This window comes from Methanohalobium sp. (genome assembly GCF_018609725.1).
GTDB lineage: Archaea > Halobacteriota > Methanosarcinia > Methanosarcinales > Methanosarcinaceae > Methanohalobium.
In genome coordinates, this window is sequence record NZ_JAHENT010000149.1 from 1 (window position 1) to 23,785 (window position 23,785).

Annotated in this window: 28 protein-coding genes; 14 read left to right on the forward strand and 14 right to left on the reverse strand. The window is 37.4% G+C overall.

From position 1 onward, the window contains the following. Window positions 1–56 precede the first annotated feature (56 nt). The 8 genes from QZ276_RS10040 to QZ276_RS10075 all read left to right on the forward strand — a co-directional run bounded on the left by QZ276_RS10040 (window position 57) and on the right by QZ276_RS10075 (window position 5,772). Entirely contained in the window at window positions 57–1,262 is a 1,206-nt protein-coding gene (locus tag QZ276_RS10040; protein ID WP_292487632.1) for an FprA family A-type flavoprotein, read from the forward strand. 82 nt (window positions 1,263–1,344) lie between these two features. Further along, entirely contained in the window at window positions 1,345–1,662 is a 318-nt protein-coding gene (locus QZ276_RS10045) for a CGGC domain-containing protein (RefSeq protein WP_342765724.1), read from the forward strand. A 14-nt stretch (window positions 1,663–1,676) separates the two neighbouring features. Next, window positions 1,677–2,045, forward strand: coding sequence for an ATP-binding protein (locus QZ276_RS10050; RefSeq protein WP_292487634.1), 369 nt, complete (start codon window positions 1,677–1,679; stop codon window positions 2,043–2,045). 67 nt (window positions 2,046–2,112) lie between these two features. Further along, a complete protein-coding gene (locus QZ276_RS10055; RefSeq protein WP_292487636.1) occupies window positions 2,113–2,562 on the forward strand; it encodes an HPP family protein in 450 nt (149 codons plus the stop codon). Between the two features lie 2 nt (window positions 2,563–2,564). Next, window positions 2,565–3,746: a cation:proton antiporter gene (locus tag QZ276_RS10060; protein WP_292487638.1), complete on the forward strand. Its 1,182-nt coding sequence runs from the start codon at window positions 2,565–2,567 to the stop codon at window positions 3,744–3,746. Between the two features lie 49 nt (window positions 3,747–3,795). Next, on the forward strand, window positions 3,796–4,308 hold the full coding sequence (locus QZ276_RS10065; RefSeq protein ID WP_292487639.1) for an HPP family protein: 513 nt from the start codon (window positions 3,796–3,798) through the stop codon (window positions 4,306–4,308). 5 nt (window positions 4,309–4,313) lie between these two features. Next, window positions 4,314–5,492: a cation:proton antiporter gene (locus tag QZ276_RS10070; RefSeq protein WP_292487640.1), complete on the forward strand. Its 1,179-nt coding sequence runs from the start codon at window positions 4,314–4,316 to the stop codon at window positions 5,490–5,492. A gap of 61 nt (window positions 5,493–5,553) precedes the next feature. Next, window positions 5,554–5,772, forward strand: coding sequence for a hypothetical protein (locus QZ276_RS10075; RefSeq protein WP_292487641.1), 219 nt, complete (start codon window positions 5,554–5,556; stop codon window positions 5,770–5,772). 192 nt (window positions 5,773–5,964) lie between these two features. On the opposite strand, the gene QZ276_RS10080 is transcribed toward QZ276_RS10075, so the two are convergent. The 4 genes from QZ276_RS10080 to tes form a co-directional block, all read right to left on the reverse strand. Beyond that, window positions 5,965–6,141, reverse strand: a complete 177-nt coding sequence (locus QZ276_RS10080; RefSeq protein ID WP_342765723.1) for a hypothetical protein — start codon at window positions 6,139–6,141, stop codon at window positions 5,965–5,967. Window positions 6,142–6,330: 189 nt separating this feature from the next. Then, window positions 6,331–6,552: a hypothetical protein gene (locus QZ276_RS10085; RefSeq protein WP_292487642.1), complete on the reverse strand. Its 222-nt coding sequence runs from the start codon at window positions 6,550–6,552 to the stop codon at window positions 6,331–6,333. After that, on the reverse strand, window positions 6,540–6,752 hold the full coding sequence (locus QZ276_RS10090; RefSeq protein WP_292487644.1) for a cation-transporting P-type ATPase: 213 nt from the start codon (window positions 6,750–6,752) through the stop codon (window positions 6,540–6,542). Before QZ276_RS10090 ends, QZ276_RS10085 begins: the two co-directional genes overlap by 13 nt. 130 nt (window positions 6,753–6,882) lie before the next feature. Next, window positions 6,883–8,379 (reverse strand): tetraether lipid synthase Tes, encoded by a 1,497-nt coding sequence (tes, locus tag QZ276_RS10095; RefSeq protein WP_292487646.1) that lies wholly within the window; start codon window positions 8,377–8,379, stop codon window positions 6,883–6,885. A 383-nt stretch (window positions 8,380–8,762) separates the two neighbouring features. Here tes and QZ276_RS10100 point away from each other — a divergent pair, with 383 nt between their 5' ends. Both QZ276_RS10100 and QZ276_RS10105 read left to right on the forward strand, forming a co-directional pair. Continuing rightward, entirely contained in the window at window positions 8,763–9,452 is a 690-nt protein-coding gene (locus QZ276_RS10100) for a transposase (RefSeq protein WP_292487647.1), read from the forward strand. A 120-nt stretch (window positions 9,453–9,572) separates the two neighbouring features. Further along, on the forward strand, window positions 9,573–9,929 hold the full coding sequence (locus tag QZ276_RS10105) for a helix-turn-helix transcriptional regulator (RefSeq protein WP_292487649.1): 357 nt from the start codon (window positions 9,573–9,575) through the stop codon (window positions 9,927–9,929). A gap of 9 nt (window positions 9,930–9,938) precedes the next feature. On the opposite strand, the gene nikR is transcribed toward QZ276_RS10105, so the two are convergent. Then, window positions 9,939–10,361: a nickel-responsive transcriptional regulator NikR gene (gene nikR / locus QZ276_RS10110; RefSeq protein WP_292487650.1), complete on the reverse strand. Its 423-nt coding sequence runs from the start codon at window positions 10,359–10,361 to the stop codon at window positions 9,939–9,941. Window positions 10,362–10,546: 185 nt separating this feature from the next. On the opposite strand from nikR, the gene purC reads away from it, so the two are divergent. Then, window positions 10,547–11,263: a phosphoribosylaminoimidazolesuccinocarboxamide synthase gene (gene purC, locus QZ276_RS10115; RefSeq protein WP_292487651.1), complete on the forward strand. Its 717-nt coding sequence runs from the start codon at window positions 10,547–10,549 to the stop codon at window positions 11,261–11,263. Between the two features lie 9 nt (window positions 11,264–11,272). On the opposite strand, the gene QZ276_RS10120 is transcribed toward purC, so the two are convergent. From QZ276_RS10120 to yciH, 3 genes are all read right to left on the reverse strand, one after another. After that, window positions 11,273–12,499: an Nre family DNA repair protein gene (locus tag QZ276_RS10120; RefSeq protein ID WP_292487652.1), complete on the reverse strand. Its 1,227-nt coding sequence runs from the start codon at window positions 12,497–12,499 to the stop codon at window positions 11,273–11,275. A 2-nt stretch (window positions 12,500–12,501) separates the two neighbouring features. Further along, window positions 12,502–12,870, reverse strand: a complete 369-nt coding sequence (locus QZ276_RS10125; protein ID WP_292487653.1) for a transcriptional regulator — start codon at window positions 12,868–12,870, stop codon at window positions 12,502–12,504. 149 nt (window positions 12,871–13,019) lie between these two features. Continuing rightward, on the reverse strand, window positions 13,020–13,328 hold the full coding sequence (yciH, locus tag QZ276_RS10130) for a stress response translation initiation inhibitor YciH (protein WP_013195559.1): 309 nt from the start codon (window positions 13,326–13,328) through the stop codon (window positions 13,020–13,022). Between the two features lie 109 nt (window positions 13,329–13,437). Between yciH and QZ276_RS10135 the strand changes: the two genes are divergently transcribed. Both QZ276_RS10135 and purL read left to right on the forward strand, forming a co-directional pair. Further along, window positions 13,438–13,791, forward strand: a complete 354-nt coding sequence (locus tag QZ276_RS10135) for a DUF192 domain-containing protein (protein WP_292487654.1) — start codon at window positions 13,438–13,440, stop codon at window positions 13,789–13,791. A gap of 102 nt (window positions 13,792–13,893) precedes the next feature. Continuing rightward, on the forward strand, window positions 13,894–16,041 hold the full coding sequence (gene purL, locus QZ276_RS10140; RefSeq protein WP_292487656.1) for a phosphoribosylformylglycinamidine synthase subunit PurL: 2,148 nt from the start codon (window positions 13,894–13,896) through the stop codon (window positions 16,039–16,041). Between the two features lie 11 nt (window positions 16,042–16,052). Here purL and QZ276_RS10145 read toward each other — a convergent pair whose 3' ends face one another. The 6 genes from QZ276_RS10145 to larC form a co-directional block, all read right to left on the reverse strand. Next, window positions 16,053–16,706: a metal-dependent transcriptional regulator gene (locus QZ276_RS10145; protein WP_292487657.1), complete on the reverse strand. Its 654-nt coding sequence runs from the start codon at window positions 16,704–16,706 to the stop codon at window positions 16,053–16,055. Beyond that, the gene (locus QZ276_RS10150) at window positions 16,697–16,867 is read right to left on the reverse strand and encodes a hypothetical protein (RefSeq protein ID WP_292487659.1); all 171 of its coding nucleotides are present in this window, start codon (window positions 16,865–16,867) and stop codon (window positions 16,697–16,699) included. The genes QZ276_RS10145 and QZ276_RS10150 overlap by 10 nt, the downstream gene beginning before the upstream one ends. Continuing rightward, window positions 16,864–18,909, reverse strand: a complete 2,046-nt coding sequence (gene feoB, locus QZ276_RS10155; protein ID WP_292487660.1) for a ferrous iron transport protein B — start codon at window positions 18,907–18,909, stop codon at window positions 16,864–16,866. The genes QZ276_RS10150 and feoB overlap by 4 nt, the downstream gene beginning before the upstream one ends. A gap of 179 nt (window positions 18,910–19,088) precedes the next feature. Further along, window positions 19,089–19,739, reverse strand: coding sequence for a flavodoxin family protein (locus QZ276_RS10160; RefSeq protein WP_292487661.1), 651 nt, complete (start codon window positions 19,737–19,739; stop codon window positions 19,089–19,091). Window positions 19,740–19,864: 125 nt separating this feature from the next. Continuing rightward, entirely contained in the window at window positions 19,865–20,077 is a 213-nt protein-coding gene (locus QZ276_RS10165; protein WP_292487663.1) for a TRAM domain-containing protein, read from the reverse strand. Between the two features lie 167 nt (window positions 20,078–20,244). Then, window positions 20,245–21,444, reverse strand: coding sequence for a nickel pincer cofactor biosynthesis protein LarC (gene larC / locus QZ276_RS10170; RefSeq protein ID WP_292487664.1), 1,200 nt, complete (start codon window positions 21,442–21,444; stop codon window positions 20,245–20,247). Between the two features lie 111 nt (window positions 21,445–21,555). Here larC and QZ276_RS10175 point away from each other — a divergent pair, with 111 nt between their 5' ends. Then, complete coding sequence (locus QZ276_RS10175) at window positions 21,556–23,781, forward strand: CDC48 family AAA ATPase (protein ID WP_292487665.1); 2,226 nt, start codon at window positions 21,556–21,558, stop codon at window positions 23,779–23,781. The last annotated feature ends 4 nt before the right edge of the window (window positions 23,782–23,785 follow it).

A 23,785-nucleotide genomic window follows, 5' to 3' on the forward strand; every position in this document is an offset into this window, starting at 1 on the left:
GATAGTGCAACTGGTTTTAGAATGCAGACCTGATTAGAGTTTAAGAGGTGGTATTAGTGGGTTATGGATACAGTCCTGTAAAACTGGCTGACGGTATATATTCGGTGGGTGTTGTAGATTGGAATCTTCGTGATTTTCACGGGTATGAAACACCTAAGGGTGGAACCTACAATTCCTATCTTATAGTTGATGACAAAATAGCATTGATTGATACGGTAAAATCTCAATTTACTGAAGACCTCATTAATTCAATCAGACAGATTGTAGACCCGTCAGAAATCGACTATGTTGTAGCAAATCATGTGGAAATGGACCATTCCAGTTCATTGTCAAGGATTATGGAACTTGCTCCAGATTCAAAAATCTATACCAGTAAACGCGGTAAAACCGGTCTCTGCTCATATTATGAAGAAGAAGGATGTGAAAACTGGGATTTTGAAGTTGTTGGAACGGGTGATGAATTAAGTCTTGGGAACAGAACCCTGATGTTTATCGAGGCAGTGATGCTTCACTGGCCGGACAGCATGCACACTTATCTGAAAGAGGATAAAATACTTTTTTCAAACGATGCCTTTGGACAGCATATTGCAACATCCCAGAGGTTTGATTATGAGGTGGGTGATGTAATCGATGATGCTGCAGAATATTACGCTAACATTCTGATGCCGTTTGGTTCACAGATGCTCAAATACTTTGACAGGGCAAAAGAAATGGGTCTTGAATTTAACATGATAGCTCCTTCCCATGGGGTAATCTGGAAAGAATATATTAACGATATATTAAACGCCTATAAGAGTTGGGCATCGGGTGATACTGTCCCTAAAGTACCGGTGATTTATGATACTATGTGGGGTAGTACCGAAATAATGGCAAAGGAAGTCCTTGAAGGTATTAGAAGTGCAGGTGTGGAAACCGAACTTCTACATCTTCGCAAAAACAATCTCAGTACGATAATAAAAGAAATACTGGATGCACCTGTTATAGCACTTGGTTCAACCACTATAAACAATGGTATGTTCCATTCTGTTGCAGGATTTCTGGCTCATCTAAAAGGTCTAAGACCCAAAGGCAAAAAGGCAGTGGTCTTTGGATCCTACGGATGGGGAGGTGGAGGCGTCCAGAGAGCAGAAGATGAACTTGATAAAGGAGGAATTGAACTACTGGAAAAAGGGCTTAAAGTCAAATTCCGACCAGATAGCGAAGACTTAAAATTCTGCAGAGAAATGGGAACTCGGCTTGCTGAAGCAGCTAAAGAACAATAATTTTTAATTTTTACTGAAATATTAAAACGGCGGTGTTATTGTTAACTGCGTTAATTGCATAGATGAACACAAATCTCAAAAGATAGCTGTTGTAAGATGCGAAACAGTCTCAGAAGTTTGTCCCGGTGTAGGTTGTTTTAAAGCATTTAACAATAGGGATGTATATTTCAGAGACTATAACAGCGGTGCAGAGATAATGGCATTTTTTACATGCGGTGGATGTTCGGGGCGCCGTGTATATCGTTTGGTAAAATCCCTCAAAAAACAAGGTGTTGATATTGTTCATCTTAGTTCATGCATGATGAATATGGATAATTATCCTGAATGCCCTCATATTGAATCTATGAAAAAGACAATCAAGGATAACGGTATTGAAATAGTAGAAGGAACCCATCACTAATAAGGATAGATAATATGGTCAAAAGGAACATTGTAAAAATCGATGAAGAGAAATGTAACGGCTGTGGCAAATGTGTAACCCCCTGTGCAGAAGGAGCAATCCAGTTGGTTAACGGGAAGGCCAAAGTCGTTTCTGAAGAACTGTGCGATGGTATGGGTTTTTGTGTAGGTGTTTGCCCTACTGGAGCTTTGACCATCGAACAGAGGGAAACAGTAGAATTCAATCAGGAAAAAGCAGGTTCACAGGAAAAAAATACAGACAGTACAATCAGTTGTTTTATATGTGGACAGGGTGAAACCACAGGTTACCTAATGCCTCTACGCCATGATATGGAAAGTTTCTGGGTATGTACACGCTGTTTACCAAAACTAATTCATGGTTAACTTTTTTTGTTAAAGCCTCAAAACATATAATATTTGAAACAGATAGTATATTTTGGAGTCGGGATTTATGTCTGATAGTGGTACATTTCCCAGTACAAAAGTATATGAAATCATGGTGAAATCACTTGTGACCGTTAATGAAAACGACACCATAAATGATATACTGGAACTGTTTAAAAATTATAATTTTCATACCTACCCTGTTATAAACGACAAACATGAACTTGTAGGTGAGGTCAATCAGGACATAATCTTAGAAATTCTTTTGCTTGACAGGATAAAGAGTTCCAAAAACATTCACAGAATAGCCATTAAATCGATGAGTGAAAATATAAAAGGCATTATGGAACATCATCCGTTAACTCTGTCACCAGATACCAATCTGCACCATGCAGCAGATTTAATGGTTAAGCACAAAGTAAATCATGTATATATAGTAGAAGACAGTAAACTGATTGGAATACTGTCTAAAAGGGATATTATAAACCATGTTTATAGAATAAGGGGTCTTTCTTAATAATGGAAAACATCCTGATAATATTTGTAATTCTCATTCTTGCAAAAGTACTGGGTGAATTTTTTGAAAGAATAGGATTTTCCAGTATCTTGGGTGAGATATTTGCAGGAATCATTTTAAGTCTTTTTTTACTCTCACAAGACCCTGAAACCTTTTCTTTTCTTGCAGAACTTGGTGCTATTTTTTTGCTGTTTACAGCCGGATACAAAGAAGTACATTTACAAGAACTCAGGTCAGCATCCAAAAAAGCAATTATACCCACAATAACCCAGATTTTATTGGCGTTTTCATCTGGATTTATACTTGGTTTAATCTTTAATTTCCAAATTCTTGAAAGTCTTTTTATGGCTGTAGCCTTCAGTGCTACCAGTATAGGGGTTCTTGTAAAGATACTTATCGATTACAATTATCTCTCAAGTAAACCCGGTTCATTGATGCTAACTTCAGCAATATTTGATGATATTGCAGGAATTTTTATGTTATCAATAGTGGTCACAGTTGCTGAATTACAGCATTTGCCTTCTTTTTCACAGATTTTAACTATTTTTGCCAAACTGGCGTTTTTTATGCTGTCTATGGCTGTTCTTGGTTTGAAAATATATCCAAAATTATTTGATTACATCCATAAGATGCATATCAAGGAATCTATTTTTTCGTTTGTAATTATCATTGCATTGTTTTCAGCCTATTTTGCAGAAGCCTTTGAATTGCATGCGGTAATCGGTGCATTTGTCGGTGGAATAATTCTTTCAAGGATACCAATAGCTAAAATAGAGGATGTTCAGAGCAAGGTGAGTGGTTTAAGTTACGGTATGTTCACCCCGCTTTTTTTTGCTTACATAGGGTTTACTGTAGACCTTTCGGTTTTAGAAACTACCAGTTTGTTTACAGTCCTTGTTGTAGTAATGGCACTGTTTGGTAAACTGGTAGGGGGTTTTATCGGTTCAAAAATAGTGGGATTGGATTCTTCTGATAGCTTGATTTTTGGTATAGGGGTGATGCCCAGAGCGGGTATAGAACTTGTTGTAATAACAGTTGGTAGAAACAGAGGTATTATCGGAGACGAAATATATTCTGCAATTGTTTTGATGGTGATTGTGTCTATCATTGTGTCGCCGATGTTGCTAAAATTTGCAATCAATGCAAAGGAAAAATCATCGTTTACTTCATCTTCAAATCCGTGATTATTATAAAAAGGGTGACAACATATAATGTTTATAGTGTGGGTTGCTTATGTCAAAAATGAACAAGATAAAAGGTAAATTTTTTACCGGTTCGAATAATTCCAAAACCGGTGAAGATAAACCATCAATGTCTAACAGATGCCAGAGAATTGGTATAAACGACATTATTAAAAAAGATATAGTAACCTTGTCAGAAGGTGATTTGATAGAGGATATAATCAATGTATTTACCAAACATCGTTTCCATACCTACCCGGTTATTAATGATAAAGGTAATCTGACAGGGGTAATCACCCAGAATCTGATTCTTAAAATCATACTGCTTGATATAATGCCCCAGACAGATCATACAGACTTGGCAGTAAAATCCCTGAGTAATGATGCAAAAGGTATTATGGACCCTCATCCCGTAACGGTGAATCTTGATAGTAATCTATGTGATGTTGCAAAACTGATGGTAAAACACAATGTTAACCAGGTTTTTGCAGTGGACAATGGAAGGTTAGTAGGTATTGTTTCCAAACTGGATGTAATAAATGAAATCTCAAAAATAAGAGGTTAAATTAGATGGATGTTATACTCCAGATTTTTCTTGTTGTTTTATTGGCAAAGATATTTGGAGAATTAAGCATCAGATTGGGTCTGCCAAGTATATTTGGCGGAATCCTTGCAGGCATTGTACTTGGTCCATTTTTTGCCGAACCAAACGGAGAAATTTTTTCATTTCTTGCAGAACTGGGTGCTATATTCCTTTTTTTTACGGCAGCATATAATGAGGTAAGCATAAGATATATCCAGACCTTGTCAAAATATACGCTTATACCTACATTCACCCATATATTGGTCGCTTTTGTTTGCGGATATACACTGGGTTATATATTCGACCTCGGATTTCTGGAAAACATCTTCATAGGCATAGCCTTCAGTTCCACCAGTATAGGTTCAGTAGTAAATATGCTAATTGGCTGTAATTACCTGTCCAAAAACCCCGGACCTCTTGTGTTGTCCTCGGCCATACTGAATAATTTTGTAGGGGTAATCATGTTGGGTATAATCGTAAGTGTAGCAACTTATCAGCGATTGCCCGGGGGCAGGGAGATTTTAACAATAATCTCGGGAGTTGTTGGATTTTTGGTTATAATGATAGTTCTGGGTTATAAAGTATATCCAGTACTTTTTAAGTACATTCATAGGATGCAGATAAAAGAATCAATATTTGCATTTGTTATTATTATAGCATTGGTATCTGCATATCTTGCAGAAATACTGGGACTGCATTCTGTGATAGGAGCTTTTATAGGCGGTATATTCCTTTCGGAAATACCACTTGCAAGAATTGAAGATATACAGAGTAAGGTAAGCGGGATTTCATATGGGGTATTTATACCCATGTTCTATGCTTTTATCGGTATGTCGATTGATTTCAGTATATTACAGACCAATGGATTGTTTACAATTGCTGTTATTGTACTGGCACTGTTGGGCAAATTGTTAGGTGGTTATATAGGTTCAAAGATATTAAAGGTCAATTCCTATGACAGTCTGATATTTGGAATTGGTTCAATGCCCAAAGCAGATGTTGAGCTTGTGGTCATATCTATTGGTTTGAGTATGGGTGTGATAGATGATGTCTCTTATTCCGCCATTGTTTTAATGGTTGCTACATCGGTTGTAGTATCACCTCTGCTGTTAAAATACACAATACAAGCCAAAGAAGGAGCAAATATCGGATGTAGGGGTATATAACTATAAAACTACTGGCGATTGACTTTTAAATTTTGCTGTTTTTTATAAACTTGGCTAAACAATGGAAAAAAAGCATATTGAAAGATTTCTTGAATTTCTTATTGTAGGAATCGGGATGGGTGTGGTAGAAGACCTTTTGGCTGTTAAAATAGCTACAGGTGTTATGATAGACCTTGAAGTTATTTTGATTGTCACTTTAATAGCAATACCATTTGCCGCTTTTTCTGAACTTATTGTTGACAGAGAGGATTTCAAGTTTTTAAAAAGGAACAACAAATGATACGTTTTAATTTTATCTATGGAAGATTATACCTGTGTGATTCAGCAGGTTGTAAACACAATGTCTGCTGCAGATTTAGCTGCGTCGGTAGCCCCTGAAACAGCAATACCGACATCAGCTTTTTTGAGACCGGGAGCATCGTTAACTCATCTCCGGTCATGCCGACTATTTGCTTTTCACCCTGAAGCAGCTCTACATCCGGTATTTGTGTTCTGGGAAAACCTGTGCAAATCTATCAGCATTTTCAACAACCTGTTTTGCTTTGCTGTCTGATTCATTGACAAAATCAGAAGCATTTGCAATATTGGATTTTAAGTTGACTTGACTTGAAATCTCTTTTGCAATAGCATTATTGTCGCAGGTAACCATTTTTATATTGACGCCCATTGATTGAGCAGTTTTGATGGTTTCTGCGTAATCTTCATGAGGCGGGTCATAAAGGGCTATAATACCTATCAGTTGCCAATTATCCTGCTCATCAGTTCTGGAAACAACAAGGGACCTATAGCCTTTGGATGCAAATTATTCACAAGAAGCGTCACAAGGAAGCCCACTGTTTTAACAGTGGGAGGAATTGCCATCGGTTTTTATATTTGGATTTTGGTTTAATTTATTGAGTTGATAGGTATAGCCATCGAACCTCTGTATTAGTTTGAGATATTTATGGTTTATACCCTGTGCTATCCTTTTAGCACCGTTTTTGATGTCGAAACTACCGCTACTCCTGCATGCGACTGCGCCCTTCCAGATACCTTTGTATTTTCCTTTTAAATCATCCAAGGTATGGGTCCCCAGAAATAACTCAGTAGTTTTTTTACAGGATGGACTTTTTCTTCAGGAATTTCATTGTATCCATAAGTATCAATTCTGCTTTCAGTATCTTCTGAAGAAAGTCCATTTTTGCTGGATGATAATTTATCCAGTAAATCACTTATTGATGTATTTTTTCCTTCTTCTATAGTTATAGTTTCTTTTTTCATTGAACTTTTGTTCTCCCCCACCAGTGAACAAAACATATCAAGTTACATTTGCAGCATTACTATTTTTATAGTTTATATTATAAAAATTGTAGTTACTAAAATGTAAAACAAAGGAGAAAGAAAAAGGAAGTTACTGGCTTTTGGCTTTTGCCACTTCATAGGGACGTGAAAACTTCGATTCTACTTCTTCCCGGTGCAGGGTGTTGTAGGTACAGAAGGGAATGGCTCTGCCATCAGGTGTGGCGTAGTGAACTCCGCATCTCTGAATCCTTTCAATATCAAAGTTGTAGTTATCCTGAAAATGCATACATCCAAGGAACAACGTATTTCTGTGGAATTCCTTTGTAGCTTCACTGGCACCTCTGACAAGGACATTGACAATCAATTTGGTGACATTGACAGAACTTGGGCTTTCATCCGAATCTATGAAACTCGGAACTCTTCTGGCTACTTTGGCAAGAGCTCGTACTTTGGCGCTTTTGTTTGCCCCTCTCTCATAAAATTCATCTGTTATTTCATCTAAAAAGTCCATCAATCCTTCTACGTCTATGAAATTTGTAATTGGTATGAATTTACCATTTTCTACATACACGTAGGTACCTGCTCCACAATGCTGATGGCAGGTCAATGCAGGGATATTTTCGTTACGTATGGCAGCTATGAATCTTGAAACCGGAACTACAAATGGTACGGGATACCATGAATCCTTTGGAATTTCACCATCTGTCTGTTCTTCAGTGAGTTTAAACAGGTCGGGTATGGTAATTCGTTTCTGTTCTCGTTCTTCCCGGTTAATACGCCCTGTAAATGATATGGGCTGGAAATTGATACCCTTGATAACATCCAGATTTTGAGATGCAAACCGTATCATATCGCCTACTTGGTGGTCGTTAACATCTTTTGCAAGGGTTGGAACAAGGGTTATGCTTTTGATACCTACTTCACGGCAATTTTCTACTACCTGCTGTTTCATAGGGAATGCATTGAACCCTCTTACTATTTTATAGGGTTCTTCTGTTACACCATCAAACTGAAGATAAAGGGTATGAAGACCCGCTTCTTTGAGTTTTCTGGTAAATTCCATATCCTTTGCCAGCCTTATTCCATTGGTTGCAATCTGTATCTGTATGAACCCCATGTCCCTTGCCATAGCGATAATATCTGGAAGGTCATCGCGTACAGTGGGCTCTCCACCTGAGAACTGAACAGCATAGCATGGTGTCGGTTCTTCGTTCCGAAGCATCTGGAGCATATCGCGGACCTGTTCAAAGGATGGTTCGTAAATATAGCCCCTTTCTTTTGCGTTTGCAAAACAGATTGGACAGTTGAGATTACATCGGTTTGTAAGGTCGATATTTGCCAGTATTGTGTTGGTCTTATGTGTAGAACAGAGTCCACATTCCTGAGGGCATTGATAACCCTCTGTGGTCATCGGATTGGTTACCCCTTCACCAACCCTGTTAATTTCCTCAAATTTATTGTATAATTCAGCATCCGACCAGTAAACATCTTTAAAATATCCATGCTCATCGCATTCTTTATCAATCATTATTTTGCCGTCTTCTTCGTATATGGCGGCATCTATTAAATCACAGCATTCTGGACAAAGTGATTTTGTATGCTTCATGTAAGTATCTCCTGTAGTCTAAATATTCTTATTTTATTTGAAGTTTTTTTGTTTTTTATATTACCGAAAGAATAAAATTATTAATGTGATATTATCAGATGGTCATGTAGGTTTTATATAAGTATTTGAAAGTTTTTATGTTAGAATTTTTACGAAGATGGGGGAACAGGGTATGTAAAAGCCACCGGTTTCTAACCGGTCTCTTTAAAACAAGGTTTAAGGATATCTTTAAACGAAGTTTAAAGAGTGATAAAACGACCTCGTTGGTCAGCGTTTTCAAACCCGAAACATTATATGATTGTCAATCATATAATAAATGCAATGGTAAACAGGTGGACATATAGCAATACTACAGTATTCAATATAGGGTTCCATTTAATTTGGTGTCCGAAATACAGAAAAAACGTTCCGCTTATGTTTCCGTGACAATACCTGAAAATCAACAAAAAGAACTTGAAAACTACATAGGCGTAGATGTCAATACCACGGGACATATAGCAGTGATGTCAAATCCGAAAACAGCTAAAGTCTTGAAATTCGGTAAAAAAGCAGAACATATACATAAAAAATACAAAAACATCCGCAGGAAACTACAGGTTAAGGGCAAATACAAAAAAGTCAAACAGATTAAAAACAGAGAAAACAGGATAGTCAATGACTTAAACCACAAAATCAGCAAGAAAATAATGGAAGTAGCAGCTGAAAATAATAGTGGAATAAAACTCGAAAACATCAAAGGAATCCGTAAAACTGCTAAACAACGAAAATCATTCAAATACTCCCTGCACAGCTGGTCGTTCTACCAACTGCAATATATGTTAGAATACAAAGCTAGGCTGCTTGGAGTTAAAATTGAATACATCAACCCTGAATATACTTCGCAGAATTGCAGTAGATGTGGTTATCTGGGTATTAGAAACGGTGAATCGTTCAAGTGTCCTCATTGTGGGCACGTTAACCACGCAGACGTAAATGCGGCGTTTAATATAGCTTTGCGTCCAGGTGGTCAATCTGGTGCAGACAAAGATGTATCAGGTGGGAGCACTGGCGCCCCACAAGTGGCAACGGTGTAACTCCCACCGACCACAGAACCCAACGGATTTATCCGTTGGAGTATGTCAGAATATAAATACATTGGATAAGATGTAGTTGTCCAAAACATATTAATCATTTAGTAACTTCAATAAATAATAATGACCGATAAGCAAAACATTGCAGTTTTTGAACCCTATACACTATCACAGGAAAATCTTGATAAAGTACACGTTATCATATCCGAAGATGTAGATGATATTGTTTATCTTTTTAAAGTGCTTTCAGACCCTATAAGGCTTAAAATCCTCAGGGCGCTTGAAATACAGGAGTTGTGTGTATGCGTTCTGGTGGAACTTACCGATTATAAATATTCGGCACTTTCCTATCATTTAAAATTGTTAAAGGATGAAAACCTTGTGGAGTCAAGGCGTGACAAAAGTTATCAAATATACTATCTGACAGGTTTTGGGTACAGTTTATTAAAGTCTATAGATAAAGAATTCAAAAGTGTATAAACCTATAGATTATACATCTTCTGAAGGTTTGGCGGTGTTAAGTTTTGAATATTTAACTCCTTTTAAAGCCATCACTTTTTCTCCAAAATCCTTGAAATTGGCACCATCGCCATCCAGTATTATCACTTCAAGACAATTGTCTTGATCAAGGTGGATATGTACCGATGACTGTATAATATCAGCATGTTCATGCTGTATCTCGGTAAGAGTGTTTGAAAGTCCGCGTTTGGTATGGTCATACATCAGTGTAAGTGTTCCAACACGTCTGCCTTTTATATCACTCATCCACTCATGTCTGACGATGTAGTTTCTGATAGAATCTCTTATTCCTTCTGAACGTGAAGAATAGCCTCTTTTTTCTATAATTTCATCGAATTTTTCCAGCAGGTTTTCAGGCAATGATACTCCGATTCTCATAAGGTCTTGGTCCATTAAATCACCTATGGTTTGATTAAATGATTATATTTGTTTTATTTTTTATGCAACATTTGGTTAATATATTATGAATAAATAACATTAAAACAATTCAAACTGTAATGGATGTATTCACTGTGATACTTTTATAAAGAATGATGTATATTTGGCTATAAATTAGAATCCAATAAGGTGTCAGAAAAATGGAAAAGAAAGAATTATTGTATTCAGGAAAAGCAAAAAGTATCTACAAAACCGATGATGAAAACAAACTTATTGTAGAGTTCAGGGACAGCCTTACAGCATTTGATGGAAGTAAGAAAAGTGAAGCTAAAAACAAGGGTTATTACAACGCTCAAATATCAAGAAAGCTCTTTGAAATGCTTGAATCAAATGACATAAAAACCCATTATATAGATATGGTTTCTGACACTGAAATGCTTGTAGAATCCGTAGAAATCGTACCTATAGAAGTTATTGTAAGAAATATAGCTGCAGGTTCAATAACGAAAAAATACCCTATGGAAAAAGGAACTCGTTTTAAAAATCCCATTCTTGTACTGGATTACAAGAGCGATGAATACAGCGACCCGATGATTAACGAAGATATAGCAGTAGCACTTGGAATCACAGATTATGAAGAAATTGAAAAACTCCGCTCACTTGCACTCAAGATAAATGAGTTACTGGTTGATTACCTTGATAAAAGCAATCTACTTCTGCCGGATTTCAAACTTGAATTTGGTAGAAAGGATGGAGAGTTGCTTCTTGCTGATGAAATATCCTGTGATACCTGTAGATTATGGGATAAAGAAACAGAGGAATCAATGGACAAAGATGTCTTCAGATATGATAAGGGTGATCTGTCAAAAGTTTATGAAGGGGTGGCAAGAAGGATAGTTCCTGAAATCTTTAACTAATTTTATTTTTTAAAATATGAAATCATCAAGGGTTTTTTGAGTTTTGACTTTGGATAATAATTCCATTTGATTTCTCCAGTTTGGATATGGAGTTCTTATACGGGATGAGATATCAGAAAGAGCGTTATCTATTGATTCAAATGTTTTAGGAGTATTCTGGAGTGCCTGACGCACACCTTCTCTTACCACCCAGACACCAAGAGGCGCCCAGTAGTCAGGTTGGATTTCACGAATAATAAATATCGATGCCTGTCTTTTTATATTTAAAAGATATTCCAGTGCACTTAGACGGGCTGCATAATATCCACCTGACAGAGGGGAATATTTACTTTTACCATTTAACCCTTCAAAATCCGCACTTATCCATGTGGAATCACCCGACCATACTGATTTTGGGAGCCAGATTTCAACCAGTTCAAAAGAATAATTCTTTGGGACATACAGGATTTCAAAATGGTTTCCAAATATTCCACCACTAAACAGCGTAATTTCATTTATCTGTGGATAATCGATTATACTGTTGAGGGTATCTTTACCTGCCATATCATCAACAGCAGTAATCGACCATCTGGTCGGAACCAGACATCTGTCTTTTCCAAGTAATCCTATGGATAACAGACGTGTGATATGTTCTGTAGATATGTTTTTATTGATAAGTTCAGAAACACTTTCTTTTGCCAGTGCATCAGTATCGTACACAAGGTAATCCACTTTTTTGGGAACATTAGGGTTTTCGGTAATCTCAAATTTTTTTAGTGTGGCTGATGGTCCAGTGGGTGTAAGTACACTATCAAAACTGAGGTTGTTTTCAATTGTTTTGCTGTACCATGCTTCTGTATCAACAGGATTTGTGGATAAAGCCAGTTCCTGTGATTTTAAAATAAGGTTGTTATCAGATAAACCGTCTTTAATATTTATATTTGTATTCGACCTGACCAGCCGAGAACGCATGGATATAATATCCTGGATATTCATTCCGAGCCATTCATCGGGTGAATCCATTACAGCGGATTCATCACTATTTGTTTCAGGCGGTATCATGGGGCCTGCAGAAACATCTGGATAACCGTGTCTTCCTACAAATACTGCAGGTGGAGATGCACCAAACACTGAATCATTTTTGGGTATTTTTGAACTTAATGATTCTATTGATGCAAATCTTTCAAGTATTGGACATCTGGGACGTCCGCATAATTTTTTCCCTTTACATTCTATACATCTGTTGTTGGATTTCAATGTTAATCATGGTCATCTTCAATTTCATCACAAAGGATACAATAACCGGCTTCAGGTGCGTTTTTGTATAGCCATCCTGATTTTTGCACGAGTCTACAGACACGGCACATACCTTTTGATTTTTCCTTAACAGTAAGTCCATCTATAAGTTGGGATGCAAATTTGCTTATTTCATCGTTTGTAGCTTTTGAAAATCCAACCTCTGCACCGCGTTTAAGGCTTACATACTGAGAAACTGCAGCACGTGAAAGTCCCAATATGTCTGCAATTTCGTTTTGAGTGCATCCATATTCAAACATCATTACACGTACAAGTTCCGCCCTTATAGACGGCAGAACTTTTTGTACCATGATTTCGCATGGAGGTTTCATTGTCTAATCTATCCTTTTTTCTAATAATAGGATTGAGAAATCCAAATTAAAAATAAATTTTTAAAACTAGATGTTAACCTTTTAACTTATTTTATCAAACAATTAAATAATTTATTACATTGTTATGAGCTATACCCCTTGAGCCCCAATTAATCTTTTATCTGGTCTGGAGAGAATCCTTTTGCAACCAGTACATCCTTCATTCGAGACCTATGGTTTCCCTGTAATTCAATAGCATTTCCTCTTACAGTGCCACCACATGCGAATTTGGATTTGAGATATGTAGCAAGTTCGTTCAGATCTATTTCATTTGCATCTAAACCTTCTACAATGGTGACTTCTTTACCATATCTTCTTCTGTTGACTTTAACTGTAATCCTTTGCTGTTCTTTTGCTACTTCTTCGCATATGCAAAGTTCTTTAGGTAGTCCACAAACTGAACACATTTCTGAACTCATTTTTCTGGTTTTTCCTCCGCTTTTATATTAAGGTATTTGCAAATTTTAATTTACAAAGTTTTATATGAGTTTGTATATTTATATAAATAGCAAATAAGAGTAAACAAATATGATATTAAAATCTAATGGTAAAACAATTGCATCAGATGTGGAATTTGCAACAACATTTTTTTCACAATCAAGAGGTTTAATGTTTAAAAAAAATATACCTGATGATTATGCTCTTGTTTTTGTATTCGACAAACCCATAAAGACATCAATACATATGCTTTTTGTAAGATTTCCCATTGATGTATTGTTTCTTGATGATAATAAAAGAATAATTAAATCAACAAATCTTAAACCTTGGCTGGGAACGTCCTCATCTGAAAAGGAAGTTAAATATATAATCGAAATGAAACAGAACAAAATATCAGAACATGGTCTTGTCGAGGGTAAACATCTCTCTTTTGATGTGCCATGATTGTAATATAGGTGTATCCGGTAATAATTGTTAACTTAAAAGTAACCTTTATTTAATTGAATAATATGTCCATGATACAAATAACTGGTAAGAGGCTTTTTAATGTTACCTGAAAATGACCTTAAAATAATAACTGAAGAAATGGGAAGGAAACCGAATCTGGTTGAACAGGGTTGTTTTTTAAATCTCTGGAGTGAGCACTGTTCCTATCGCTCAAGTGCACCTTTGCTGAAGACATTTACGTCCACTGGTGAAAGGGTCGTAATTGGACCCGGGGATGATGCAGCGATTATTCAGTTCGATGATGAATGGGTGCTTGCTCTTGGAATGGAAAGTCACAACCATCCATCATATGTAGACCCCTATAATGGAGCTGCCACTGGTTTAGGTGGTATAGTACGTGATATTCTTTCGATGGGAGCACGTCCGATTGCTCTTATGGACCCGCTTTATTTCGGTCCCCTAAATAATTCTAAAAATCTCTATTTATTTGAACATATCATAGAGGGTATAGCAGGCTACGGCAACTGTATCGGTGTACCGGTTGTAAGAGGTGAGGCATTCTTTGACGATTCATACAGCGGCAACCCTCTGGTAAACGTAGTCTGTATTGGTCTTGCACGTAAAGAATATCTCATAACTGCAAAAGCAGAAAAAGCCGCCAACAAACTTGTATTGATGGGTGCTACAACAGGTCGTGATGGTCTTGGAGGAGCTTCATTTGCATCCAGAGACCTCTCAGAGGAAGCAGAATCTGAAGAACGTCCAAGTATTCAGATAGGAGATCCTTTTACAGAGAAATTATTAATTGAGGCAACACTTGAAGGAATTGATAAAGGATATGTCAAATCATGCAGAGACCTCGGAGCTGCAGGTATTGTGGGTGCCAGTTCTGAAATGGCATCAAAAGGTAATCTTGGAGCATATATGTATCTTGATAATGTGATGCTTCGAGAATCAGGTATGAAACCTTTTGAAATTCTTATAGCCGAATCTCAGGAACGTATACTTCTGGAAGTAGAACCAGAAAATGTAGATTATATGCTTGATGTAGCGGAAAAATATGAATTAAGCGCCAGTGTAATTGGTGAGTTGAAAAACGACCAAAAATATACAGCCGAATTTGATGATGAAATTGTTGCAGATATGCCAGTAAAGCTTTTAACAGAAGGTTGTCCTACTTTTGAAAGACCTTCAACTCCACCATCATCCCAAAATATTGGAGCAAAACCTGAATTCCCTTATGATTTAAAAACAACTGTAATCGACGTGGTGTCTTCTTATAATACAACATCAAAAAACTGGATATACAGTCAATATGATCATGAAGTCCAGATAAGGACGGCTGTAAAACCGGGAGACGATTCAGGAGTTCTAAGAATTTCAGGAAATAGAGGATTGGTTGTATCCTGTGGATGCAATCCCAGACATACATTGCTTGACCCCTATAAAGGAGGTAGAGGCACAGTTTTTGAAAATGCTATGAATCTGGCAGTTAAAGGCGGAAAAGCAATTGCAATGGTGGATTGCCTCAATTTTGGAAATCCTGAAAAGAGTGATATATACTGGCAGTTCAAACAGGCAATTCTTGGTCTTGGTGATTGTGCGCGTGAACTTTCAATACCTGTAGTAGGTGGTAATGTATCCCTTTATAATGAAAGTGAAGAACGTGGGACAGCAATAGCACCAACGCCTTCAATCGGTCTTATAGGAATTACCGATGATGTAGCACAGGTACCTACTTCGTATTTTGTCAATGAAGGTGAGACAATAATACTTGTAGGAAAAACCCACGATGAACTTGGTGGTTCAGAATATTACAACCGCATTGGCTACCGTATACATGGCAATACTCCTGATGTTCCTGATAATGCTGAATCCATACTGGATGGAGTAAGAAAAGCAGTTATTAGTAGCAAAGTAAGTTCTGCTCATGACGTATCACAGGGTGGACTTGTAGTGGCATTATGTGAAATGTGTGATAAAATTGGGGCAGAAGTAAATCTGAACTCTGTAGGCGCTGGTCTACGAACAGATGAGATACTGTTCTCAGAGTCACATGCAAGAGCCATAATTTCCACTTCAGAACCTGTATATGTCAGACAAATGCTTGCGGATATACCGCACGCGATAATTGGCAGTACTGGTGGGCAATTGCTGGATATTACCCATGATGATCAGGAAATTGTTCTGACACTGGATGAAATATCAAATGCAAGAAGCAGTTTGAAGAGGTTGATGACAGAATGACTGATATTCAGTCATTTATTTTCAACTCTTACAAAGATATAATCCGCCATTTCCTTATCCACAGCATATCTTGTCTGGTCAAGGTCAAACACAAATGACGGGTATGACTGCACCAGAGTAACCGGCACCCCGGGAAGGATACCCATAGACATCAATTTCTGTAATTTTTCATTGTCCTGTATTTCAAAGTATGCGATTTTACCCTTTTGATTGAGTTTCAATTCAGAAAGCGGTTGGACGATACTGCTAACTTCCTTTTCCCCTTTCTTACAGCATTCACCTTTTGGAATAGGGTTGCCATGAGGACAGGTTCTTGGATGTCCGAGCAGTACGCAAACCTTGTCATCGACACCGTCATGTAATATATGTTCGAATTCACATGCTGATTTGTGGACACCCTCCTTTTTATCCAGTACATCCACAAGCAATCTCTCAGCAAGTCGGTGACGCCTTACAACATTTTTAGCGTTGAAATAACCCTCGTGTCTCAGGGATATTTTTGAATCCGAATTTAAATCAATATTATCCATATCCAGTAGTTCCATAACCTCTGGTGATTCTTTGTCAAGGTTCAATGATTCAAGTTCTATAGAACTCTGCCCGCGTTCCTGTGAACAAATCCATAGTTTTTCCAGTATCTCTTCCGCATTTTCACTTATTTCCATTTAAACAACCCTCGCAATTTCTTAATCAGTTTTGTTTCGGGAACAATTTCATAACCACAATTCGGGCACCGCTGCATATTGCAGGAATGCAGTTTCCCACAGCCTGAACACTGGGTTTTGTCCGGTTCAGTAAATTCATATCCGCATAAAGGACATTTCATAGTGTAACTCCGAGTATTTTCATTATATAGTTGACAACAAATCCTACAAAGAAAGCAAATGGAAATATGAAGGCTGCCATTGAAAGTGCTATCTTTAACCCTCTCTCTTTAAGTGTCATCATAAATTGGGCTATACAAGGCATAAATAGGGTAAGTGTAACCGCTGCAACAAGCATGTCCACCCCATTCATCACTCCGGTTTTGTTTAGTTCATATAATCCGGCTGCTCCAAAATCACGTCTGAAAAATCCCAGTAAAAATACATCAGCAGCTTCAGAAGGAAGCCCTATCCATTGGGTAGGGTATTTTAACAGTTCGATAATCAGTCCAAATATTCCGGTAATTTTGCCCAACCATATAAGTATACTTGCAATTATAAATAGTGGCATTACCTCAAGGAAATACCACTGCATTCGGGAATAGGTTTTAATAAGTACGTTGGATAGTTTTGGTACTTTAAGAGATGGTATCTCCAGAAAGAAACTCGGTTTTTCACCGGGTAAAACCTTTGCAGCAATGTACCCTATAAACAAAAATTCCAGAATCATCACTACAACCCATAATAAAAGAGCTGCTGGTTTTGCAGACATTATACCAAGTATCACGCCAAGCTGTGCGGAACAGGGTATGGCGAGTGATAATAGCAGTGTCGTCAATATTTTCTCGCGTGGTTTTTCAAGAGTTCGGGTAACCATGGTAGCCATCGTGCCGCAACCAAACCCCAGTACCAGTGGTATTACGGCTCTGCCACTAAGACCTATCTTTTTAAATACCCGATCTATTAGCATGGCAAGTCTTGGTAGATACCCTGAATCCTCAATTATTGAAAATACAAAGAAAAATGCTCCAACAATTGGAAGTATCAATGCGATAGCATATGTTAAGGCCAGATTAACAATTCCATAGTCTCCAACAATAAGGCTCTGTATCAGGGGATACGGAACCAGTGAATTGAAGTTTTGTGTAATCCATGGAATTAAATGTTCTCCAAACACTACTCCTTCAAGGAAATCCACCACAGTCCCTGCCGCAAAAACACCTACAAACTGATACAATCCGAAATACAGTACCAAAAACAATATAGGAATTCCTGTAAGTGGATTTGAAACCAGATGGTCTAAACGTTTTTTCAGATTTGGATAGTTGTCTTTGTATTTTTCGGACTCTTTAGCCTTTGAATTGTTATATGAATACGGCTCTTTTATCTTCATTACAGAATTTACTATACTGTTTGTAAGCTGTTGCCGTTCAACAGTCATTACATAATTGATAGGACTGTTGAATTTGTTTTCTGTATTTGAAACTATATCTTTGATAGCGTCAACATCTTCGCACTTTTCATGTGTCCTTTCAAAAGCTACTTGGTCTCTTTGTAAAAGTAACTGGGAGATGGACCTTTTGGATACTTCATAGTTTTCTTTAAGATTGGATTCGATATCTTTGATAGCATTTTCGATATCATCATTGTATTTGATTGTAAAATCCTGTGGATTTGAACTGTATTCAGGTATTGTTTTTTTGAGTTCTTCAATTCCCTCGCCTTTGTTTGAAACAGCAGGTATAACTGGAATTTTTAGCATCTTTTCAAGTTTTTGTGCATCTATCCGAATACCGCGTTCTGCGGATTCATCCATCATGTTAAGTACCAGAATAAGCGGCTTACCCGCTTCAATTAATTGCAGTGTGTGGGGAAGCATTCTTCTCAGGTTCTTGGCATCAATAACATGCAGGTAGATGGAAGCTTTTTCAAAAAACAGTCTCTGGGCTACTCTTTCCTCTTCAGTGATAGGTAGCAAGGAATAACTTCCGGGAGTATCTATGATTTCATATTTTTTGTTGCCTATAATCCCGTCACCTTTGCTTATTTCTACAGTTGTACCGGGATAGTTGGAAGCAATTGCATAACTATCAGAAAGAGCATTGAAAATAACACTTTTTCCTACATTTGGGCTGCCAACAAGTACTATTCTGTCAGAACTGCTGGATATATTATTGTGAGTACTGCAACATGTTTGAGGTTTTGCATTTAACAGGGATTTCATGGACCATCTCTACTTGTTTTTGGTGTGGTTAATTATATTCGGTAATCCTAAAATTATATGATGTTACGTAAATACATAATGGTATATAAGTTTTTGGTTTGGTTAATGTTTCAGGTGACTAAAATAATCCATTGTTATCAAAAAAAGAGGAAGATTAGAGGGGAGGTAATAAGAGAGAATTATTCACTTTCTTTTTTTGCATCTTCGTAGAGTTCATTCATATTAATGGGGATGGGGTTGTTTCCTATTAGTCTGGCAAAATATACAAGGTTGTAAACCATAAAACGAATTGTTTTGTTGGTGTAAAGGTGCTTTTCGCCTCCTGCTTCTATGTAACTTGGTCCGGGACCTGCAGGACCCACCCAATATGAATCAACATTTGGAGGTACAGTACATCCCAGATGGGTTAGATTGAATAATGTATTGGCAGCGACATTATGTGCACCATCTTCATTACCTGTAACAATCACTCCAGCGACTTTTCCGTATAATGGGAACTGCCCTGTTTCAGGGTCACCCTCCATATATGTTCCATCCAGTCGTTCCATAACTTTTTGTAACAATGATGACCTTGCGCCAAACCATATTGGCGAACCCATAATCAGGATATCGGATCCTTTGATTTTGTTTAGTATATCGGGCCATTCATCACCTTCACCCTCATATGAGGTAACTCCGAAAGGTATATTGTAATCTACTATTCTGATTACTTCTGTTTTAACTCCCTGTTCTTCAAACAATTTGACAGCTTTGTCAATCAGGGCTCTGGTATTTGAAACTTCAGGAGACTTTTTTAGGGTGCAATTCAAAAATAATGCTTTAAGTGTCATAATCAATACATTGGATATATTGATTTATATAACTTTTTAAGTCTTTGACCTAAAATTCAGGATGATGTAAAAAAGCTAAATGGGGCTGGATATTGATCTAACCAGCCCGGAAGTTAAGTAAAAATTTATTGCTCTACTTTTTCAGCAAAAGCAAATTTTCTCAAAACTTTTGTAATTTTTATATTTTCGGTATCTCCGACCTGTGTATCAGGAACGAATATGACAAAACCTTCAACTCTGGCAATGCCATCGCCTTCTCTGGCAATATCTTCTATTGTTACTTCATATTCTTCTCCAGCTTCGACTGGAGCGGTAGATTCAGTCTCATTATTATACAAAATAATACACGTCCTTAAGTACTTAATTCAAAAATTAGGTCTGTAAACTTTTAGGAAAAGTATAGTTTATTTTTCAACCTAAACAATAACTTTAACTAAATTAGTTTCCAAACCTTTTAATGATGGATAATCAAAATGATATATAAAGTTGATGGGTTTGAAATAATTTATATGTCTTTTATGTTAGTTTTTGCAGTTTCTTCTGCGGTGCGGATAACATCTTTTACAGCAATACCTGTATAATCTGCAATTTTTTTGCAGTCATCGTATTCTGCTGATATATTTAATAATGAACCATTTGCATCACTGGCGATTTTTATAGATACATCGTGGTATTCATTGTTAATTTTGATTTTTAGATTTTCAATGTAGCGTTTTGCGGTTAATCGATGTCTGACAGGAACAACTCTTACACCAAGTGAACCGGTTTCTTTGATAATTTTTCTTGCAAGCTTTGATGTGTCGATGGGTTTTGATACAACATGAATCATATTTCCCGGTCTGCCTTTTTTCATAGTAGCAGGCGTGATGGTCACGTCCTTTGCGCCTGATGAAAGAAGTTCATCTACAAGGTTTCCAAGGACTTGCCCAGTAACATCATCTACATTCGTTTCAAGTACCTCAACTGAATCCTGTATCAGTGCAGCATCGATTTCTGATATGGATGTTCGTAACACATTCGGCTGTTTATCAATATCCATGTCACCTGATCCATATCCTATTTGTTTTATTCTTGATTGGGGATAAGAATCAACCGGTTTAGAGAAATGGGTAAGTATTGCTGCACCTGTTGGTGTCAATAGTTCATTCAAAATATTTCCTTGCTGGAATATCATGCTACCAGTTTTTAATATTTCAAGGGTTGCAGGAGCTGGTACAGGCAATATTCCATGTTCCGATTTTACAAAACCTTCTCCTGTTGTGATAGGTGTGCAGTAAATTTTATCAAAATTGAACTCATGTATTGCAGTACACGCACCAACCACATCGGCTATTGCATCCATCTGCCCTATTTCATGGAAATGTAAATCCTCAAGGTGTTGATTATGGATGCTGGATTCTGCATTAGCCATTATTGAAAATATGTCCAATGCGTCATTTTCAATCTTTTCAGGAAGATGTGAAGATTTTATGATATCAATGATTTCATAGTACGTCTTTGGATGTTCATGCTCCTTTCTTGTATCAACATCAACATTTATTGAACTGATACCATATTTTTTGATATGATTCACAGATACTGAAACATCAGCAACTGATTCCATGGTTTCTTTAATTATGGACTGGTCGGCACCCAGACCTATAAGGCTTGCTATTATCATATCACCAGAAGCACCAGAAAAAGGCTCAAATACTAATGCTTGCATCTAAAAATCACTAAAGGTTGTAAATTTTAAAACCATATAGTTTTTATGCATTGAAATAAAATATCCATGTGTTTATATAACTATAACTAAATCATTTTAAGGATGACTTTGATGGACGAAGTACAGAGAAAAGTCGAAAAAGCACACCCAAACGATTTTGGACGGGGAATTATACGTATTGATCCAAATACACTTTTGGAACTACAGTTATCACCTGGCGATATCGTGGAAATTACTGGGCAAAAAAGAACAGCTGCAAAAGTATGGAGAGCCGACCGCCAGGACTGGGAACAGGGATTTATCCGGATTGATGGTTTCATCAGGCAGAATGCAGGTGTCAGTATAGGTGAGCGGGTCTCTCTGAAGAAAATAGAAGCAAAACCCGCAGAAAAAGTAGTACTTGCCCCGCCTGAAGGCATGATGATGGAATTTGGGGATAATACAAGTGACATTATAAAACGCAATATTCTCAAACGACCTATTGTTCAGGATGATGTAATACCTATTATCAGTTCAATGAACCAGCCCATGTCTGGACCGGTTGCTGGTGGGCAGGCAATACCGCTTATTGTGGTGGAAACTGAACCCGAGGATACAATTCTTATCATAGATGAAACAACAGAAATCGAATTAAGTCAGAAACCTGCAAGAGGTTATGCAAACGCTGCAAAGGGAATTAAATATGAGGACATAGGTGGGCTCGGAAGTGAAATCCAGCGTGTTCGTGAAATGATAGAGCTCCCTCTAAAAAACAATGAATTGTTCAAGAGATTAAATATTGAGCCTCCAAAAGGAGTCATAATGCATGGTCCCTCGGGAACGGGTAAAACTCTGATAGCAAAAGCAGTTGCAAATGAATCCCGTGCAAATTTCCTCTATATCGCTGGACCTGAAATAATGGGCAAATACTACGGTGAAAGCGAGGAACGTATTCGCAAAATCTTTGAAGAGGCTTCAGAAAATGCTCCATCGATTATATTTATCGATGAAATCGATTCTATTGCACCAAAACGTGAAAACGTAACAGGTGAAGTGGAACGCAGAGTGGTTTCTCAGCTTTTGACAATGATGGATGGACTCGAAGAGCGTGGTCAAGTAGTAGTAATTGGTGCTACAAATAGAGTGGATTCTCTTGACCCTGCACTTCGTCGACCCGGAAGATTTGATAGAGAAGTGGAAATTGGAGTTCCGGACACTGATGCCAGACACGAAATACTTCAAATTCATACCAGAGGTATGCCGATAACCGAAGAAGTACAACTTGATTATCTGGCAAAAAATACACAGGGTTTTGTGGGAGCAGACCTGAAAGCACTTGTCCAGGAAGCAGCGATGTGTTCTCTCCAAAGATTTTTGCCACATCTTAATCTGGATGAAGAGATACCTCAGGAAACACTGGAAGAAATAGTGGTAACAACCGAGGATTTTGGCAATGCTCTTGTTGAGATTGAACCATCTGCTCTCAGAGAGGTACTGGTAGAAATTCCGTCAGTTAAGTGGTCAGATATTGGAGGTCTTGAAAATGTTAAACAGGAAATTGTTGAAGCGGTAGAGTGGCCTCTGAAACGACCAGAAAAATTTGAACAGATGGGAATAAACCCACCAAAAGGATTGTTGCTCTTTGGTCCTCCAGGAACCGGTAAAACTCTTGTAGCACAGGCGGTTGCAAATGAATCCAATGTAAATTTTATAAGTGTTAAAGGACCACAAATTCTGCATAAATGGGTTGGTGAATCCGAAAAAGCTATCAGGGATACTTTTAAAAAAGCCAAACAAGTAGCACCCTGTGTAATATTCTTTGATGAACTCGATTCTATATCTTCCACACGCAGTGGTATGACAGAAGATGGAAGAACATCTGAAAAAGTGTTGAACCAATTACTTACTGAAATGGACGGTCTGGAACCGTTGAAAGATGTGATTATTATAGCGGCAACCAATCGTCCTGAAATTATAGACCCTGCACTTCTGCGTTCCGGACGATTCGACAGGCTTGTACTTGTCAGCCAATCCAGTAAAGAAGGTAGAGAAAATATCTTCAAAATACATACCAAGAATACACCGCTTGCAGATGATGTCAGCATCAGTGAACTTGCAGAGATGACAGAAGGATATATTGGAGCTGACATAGAATCAGTCTGTAGAGAAGCCGTTATGCTTTCTTTAAGGGACAATTTTGAAGCAGACAAAGTGGAATTGAAATACTTCAAAGAAGCAATCAAAAAGGTCAGACCAACTGTAACCAAAGAGATGGTTGACTATTACGAAAAGATAAAGGAACAATTCAAAGGCGGTATAAAGAAAACAGAAACCAGTTCTTATACCGGATATCTATGAAAAA

Coding starts and splice junctions, on each gene's coding strand:
- QZ276_RS10080 (WP_342765723.1), bottom strand. CDS start 6,141: ATGGTTACCTGCGACAATAATGCTATTGCAAAAGAGATTTCAAGTCAA.
- tes (WP_292487646.1), bottom strand. CDS start 8,379: ATGAAGCATACAAAATCACTTTGTCCAGAATGCTGTGATTTAATAGAT.
- QZ276_RS10070 (WP_292487640.1), top strand. CDS start 4,314: ATGGATGTTATACTCCAGATTTTTCTTGTTGTTTTATTGGCAAAGATA.
- QZ276_RS10065 (WP_292487639.1), top strand. CDS start 3,796: ATGTCAAAAATGAACAAGATAAAAGGTAAATTTTTTACCGGTTCGAAT.
- QZ276_RS10145 (WP_292487657.1), bottom strand. CDS start 16,706: ATGGAAATAAGTGAAAATGCGGAAGAGATACTGGAAAAACTATGGATT.
- purC (WP_292487651.1), top strand. CDS start 10,547: ATGGAAAAGAAAGAATTATTGTATTCAGGAAAAGCAAAAAGTATCTAC.
- QZ276_RS10125 (WP_292487653.1), bottom strand. CDS start 12,870: ATGAAACCTCCATGCGAAATCATGGTACAAAAAGTTCTGCCGTCTATA.
- QZ276_RS10075 (WP_292487641.1), top strand. CDS start 5,554: ATGGAAAAAAAGCATATTGAAAGATTTCTTGAATTTCTTATTGTAGGA.
- feoB (WP_292487660.1), bottom strand. CDS start 18,909: ATGAAATCCCTGTTAAATGCAAAACCTCAAACATGTTGCAGTACTCAC.
- yciH (WP_013195559.1), bottom strand. CDS start 13,328: ATGAGTTCAGAAATGTGTTCAGTTTGTGGACTACCTAAAGAACTTTGC.
- QZ276_RS10105 (WP_292487649.1), top strand. CDS start 9,573: ATGACCGATAAGCAAAACATTGCAGTTTTTGAACCCTATACACTATCA.
- QZ276_RS10060 (WP_292487638.1), top strand. CDS start 2,565: ATGGAAAACATCCTGATAATATTTGTAATTCTCATTCTTGCAAAAGTA.
- QZ276_RS10090 (WP_292487644.1), bottom strand. CDS start 6,752: ATGAAAAAAGAAACTATAACTATAGAAGAAGGAAAAAATACATCAATA.
- purL (WP_292487656.1), top strand. CDS start 13,894: ATGTTACCTGAAAATGACCTTAAAATAATAACTGAAGAAATGGGAAGG.
- larC (WP_292487664.1), bottom strand. CDS start 21,444: ATGCAAGCATTAGTATTTGAGCCTTTTTCTGGTGCTTCTGGTGATATG.
- QZ276_RS10055 (WP_292487636.1), top strand. CDS start 2,113: ATGTCTGATAGTGGTACATTTCCCAGTACAAAAGTATATGAAATCATG.
- nikR (WP_292487650.1), bottom strand. CDS start 10,361: ATGGACCAAGACCTTATGAGAATCGGAGTATCATTGCCTGAAAACCTG.
- QZ276_RS10175 (WP_292487665.1), top strand. CDS start 21,556: ATGGACGAAGTACAGAGAAAAGTCGAAAAAGCACACCCAAACGATTTT.
- QZ276_RS10160 (WP_292487661.1), bottom strand. CDS start 19,739: ATGACACTTAAAGCATTATTTTTGAATTGCACCCTAAAAAAGTCTCCT.
- QZ276_RS10050 (WP_292487634.1), top strand. CDS start 1,677: ATGGTCAAAAGGAACATTGTAAAAATCGATGAAGAGAAATGTAACGGC.
- QZ276_RS10135 (WP_292487654.1), top strand. CDS start 13,438: ATGATATTAAAATCTAATGGTAAAACAATTGCATCAGATGTGGAATTT.
- QZ276_RS10150 (WP_292487659.1), bottom strand. CDS start 16,867: ATGAAATGTCCTTTATGCGGATATGAATTTACTGAACCGGACAAAACC.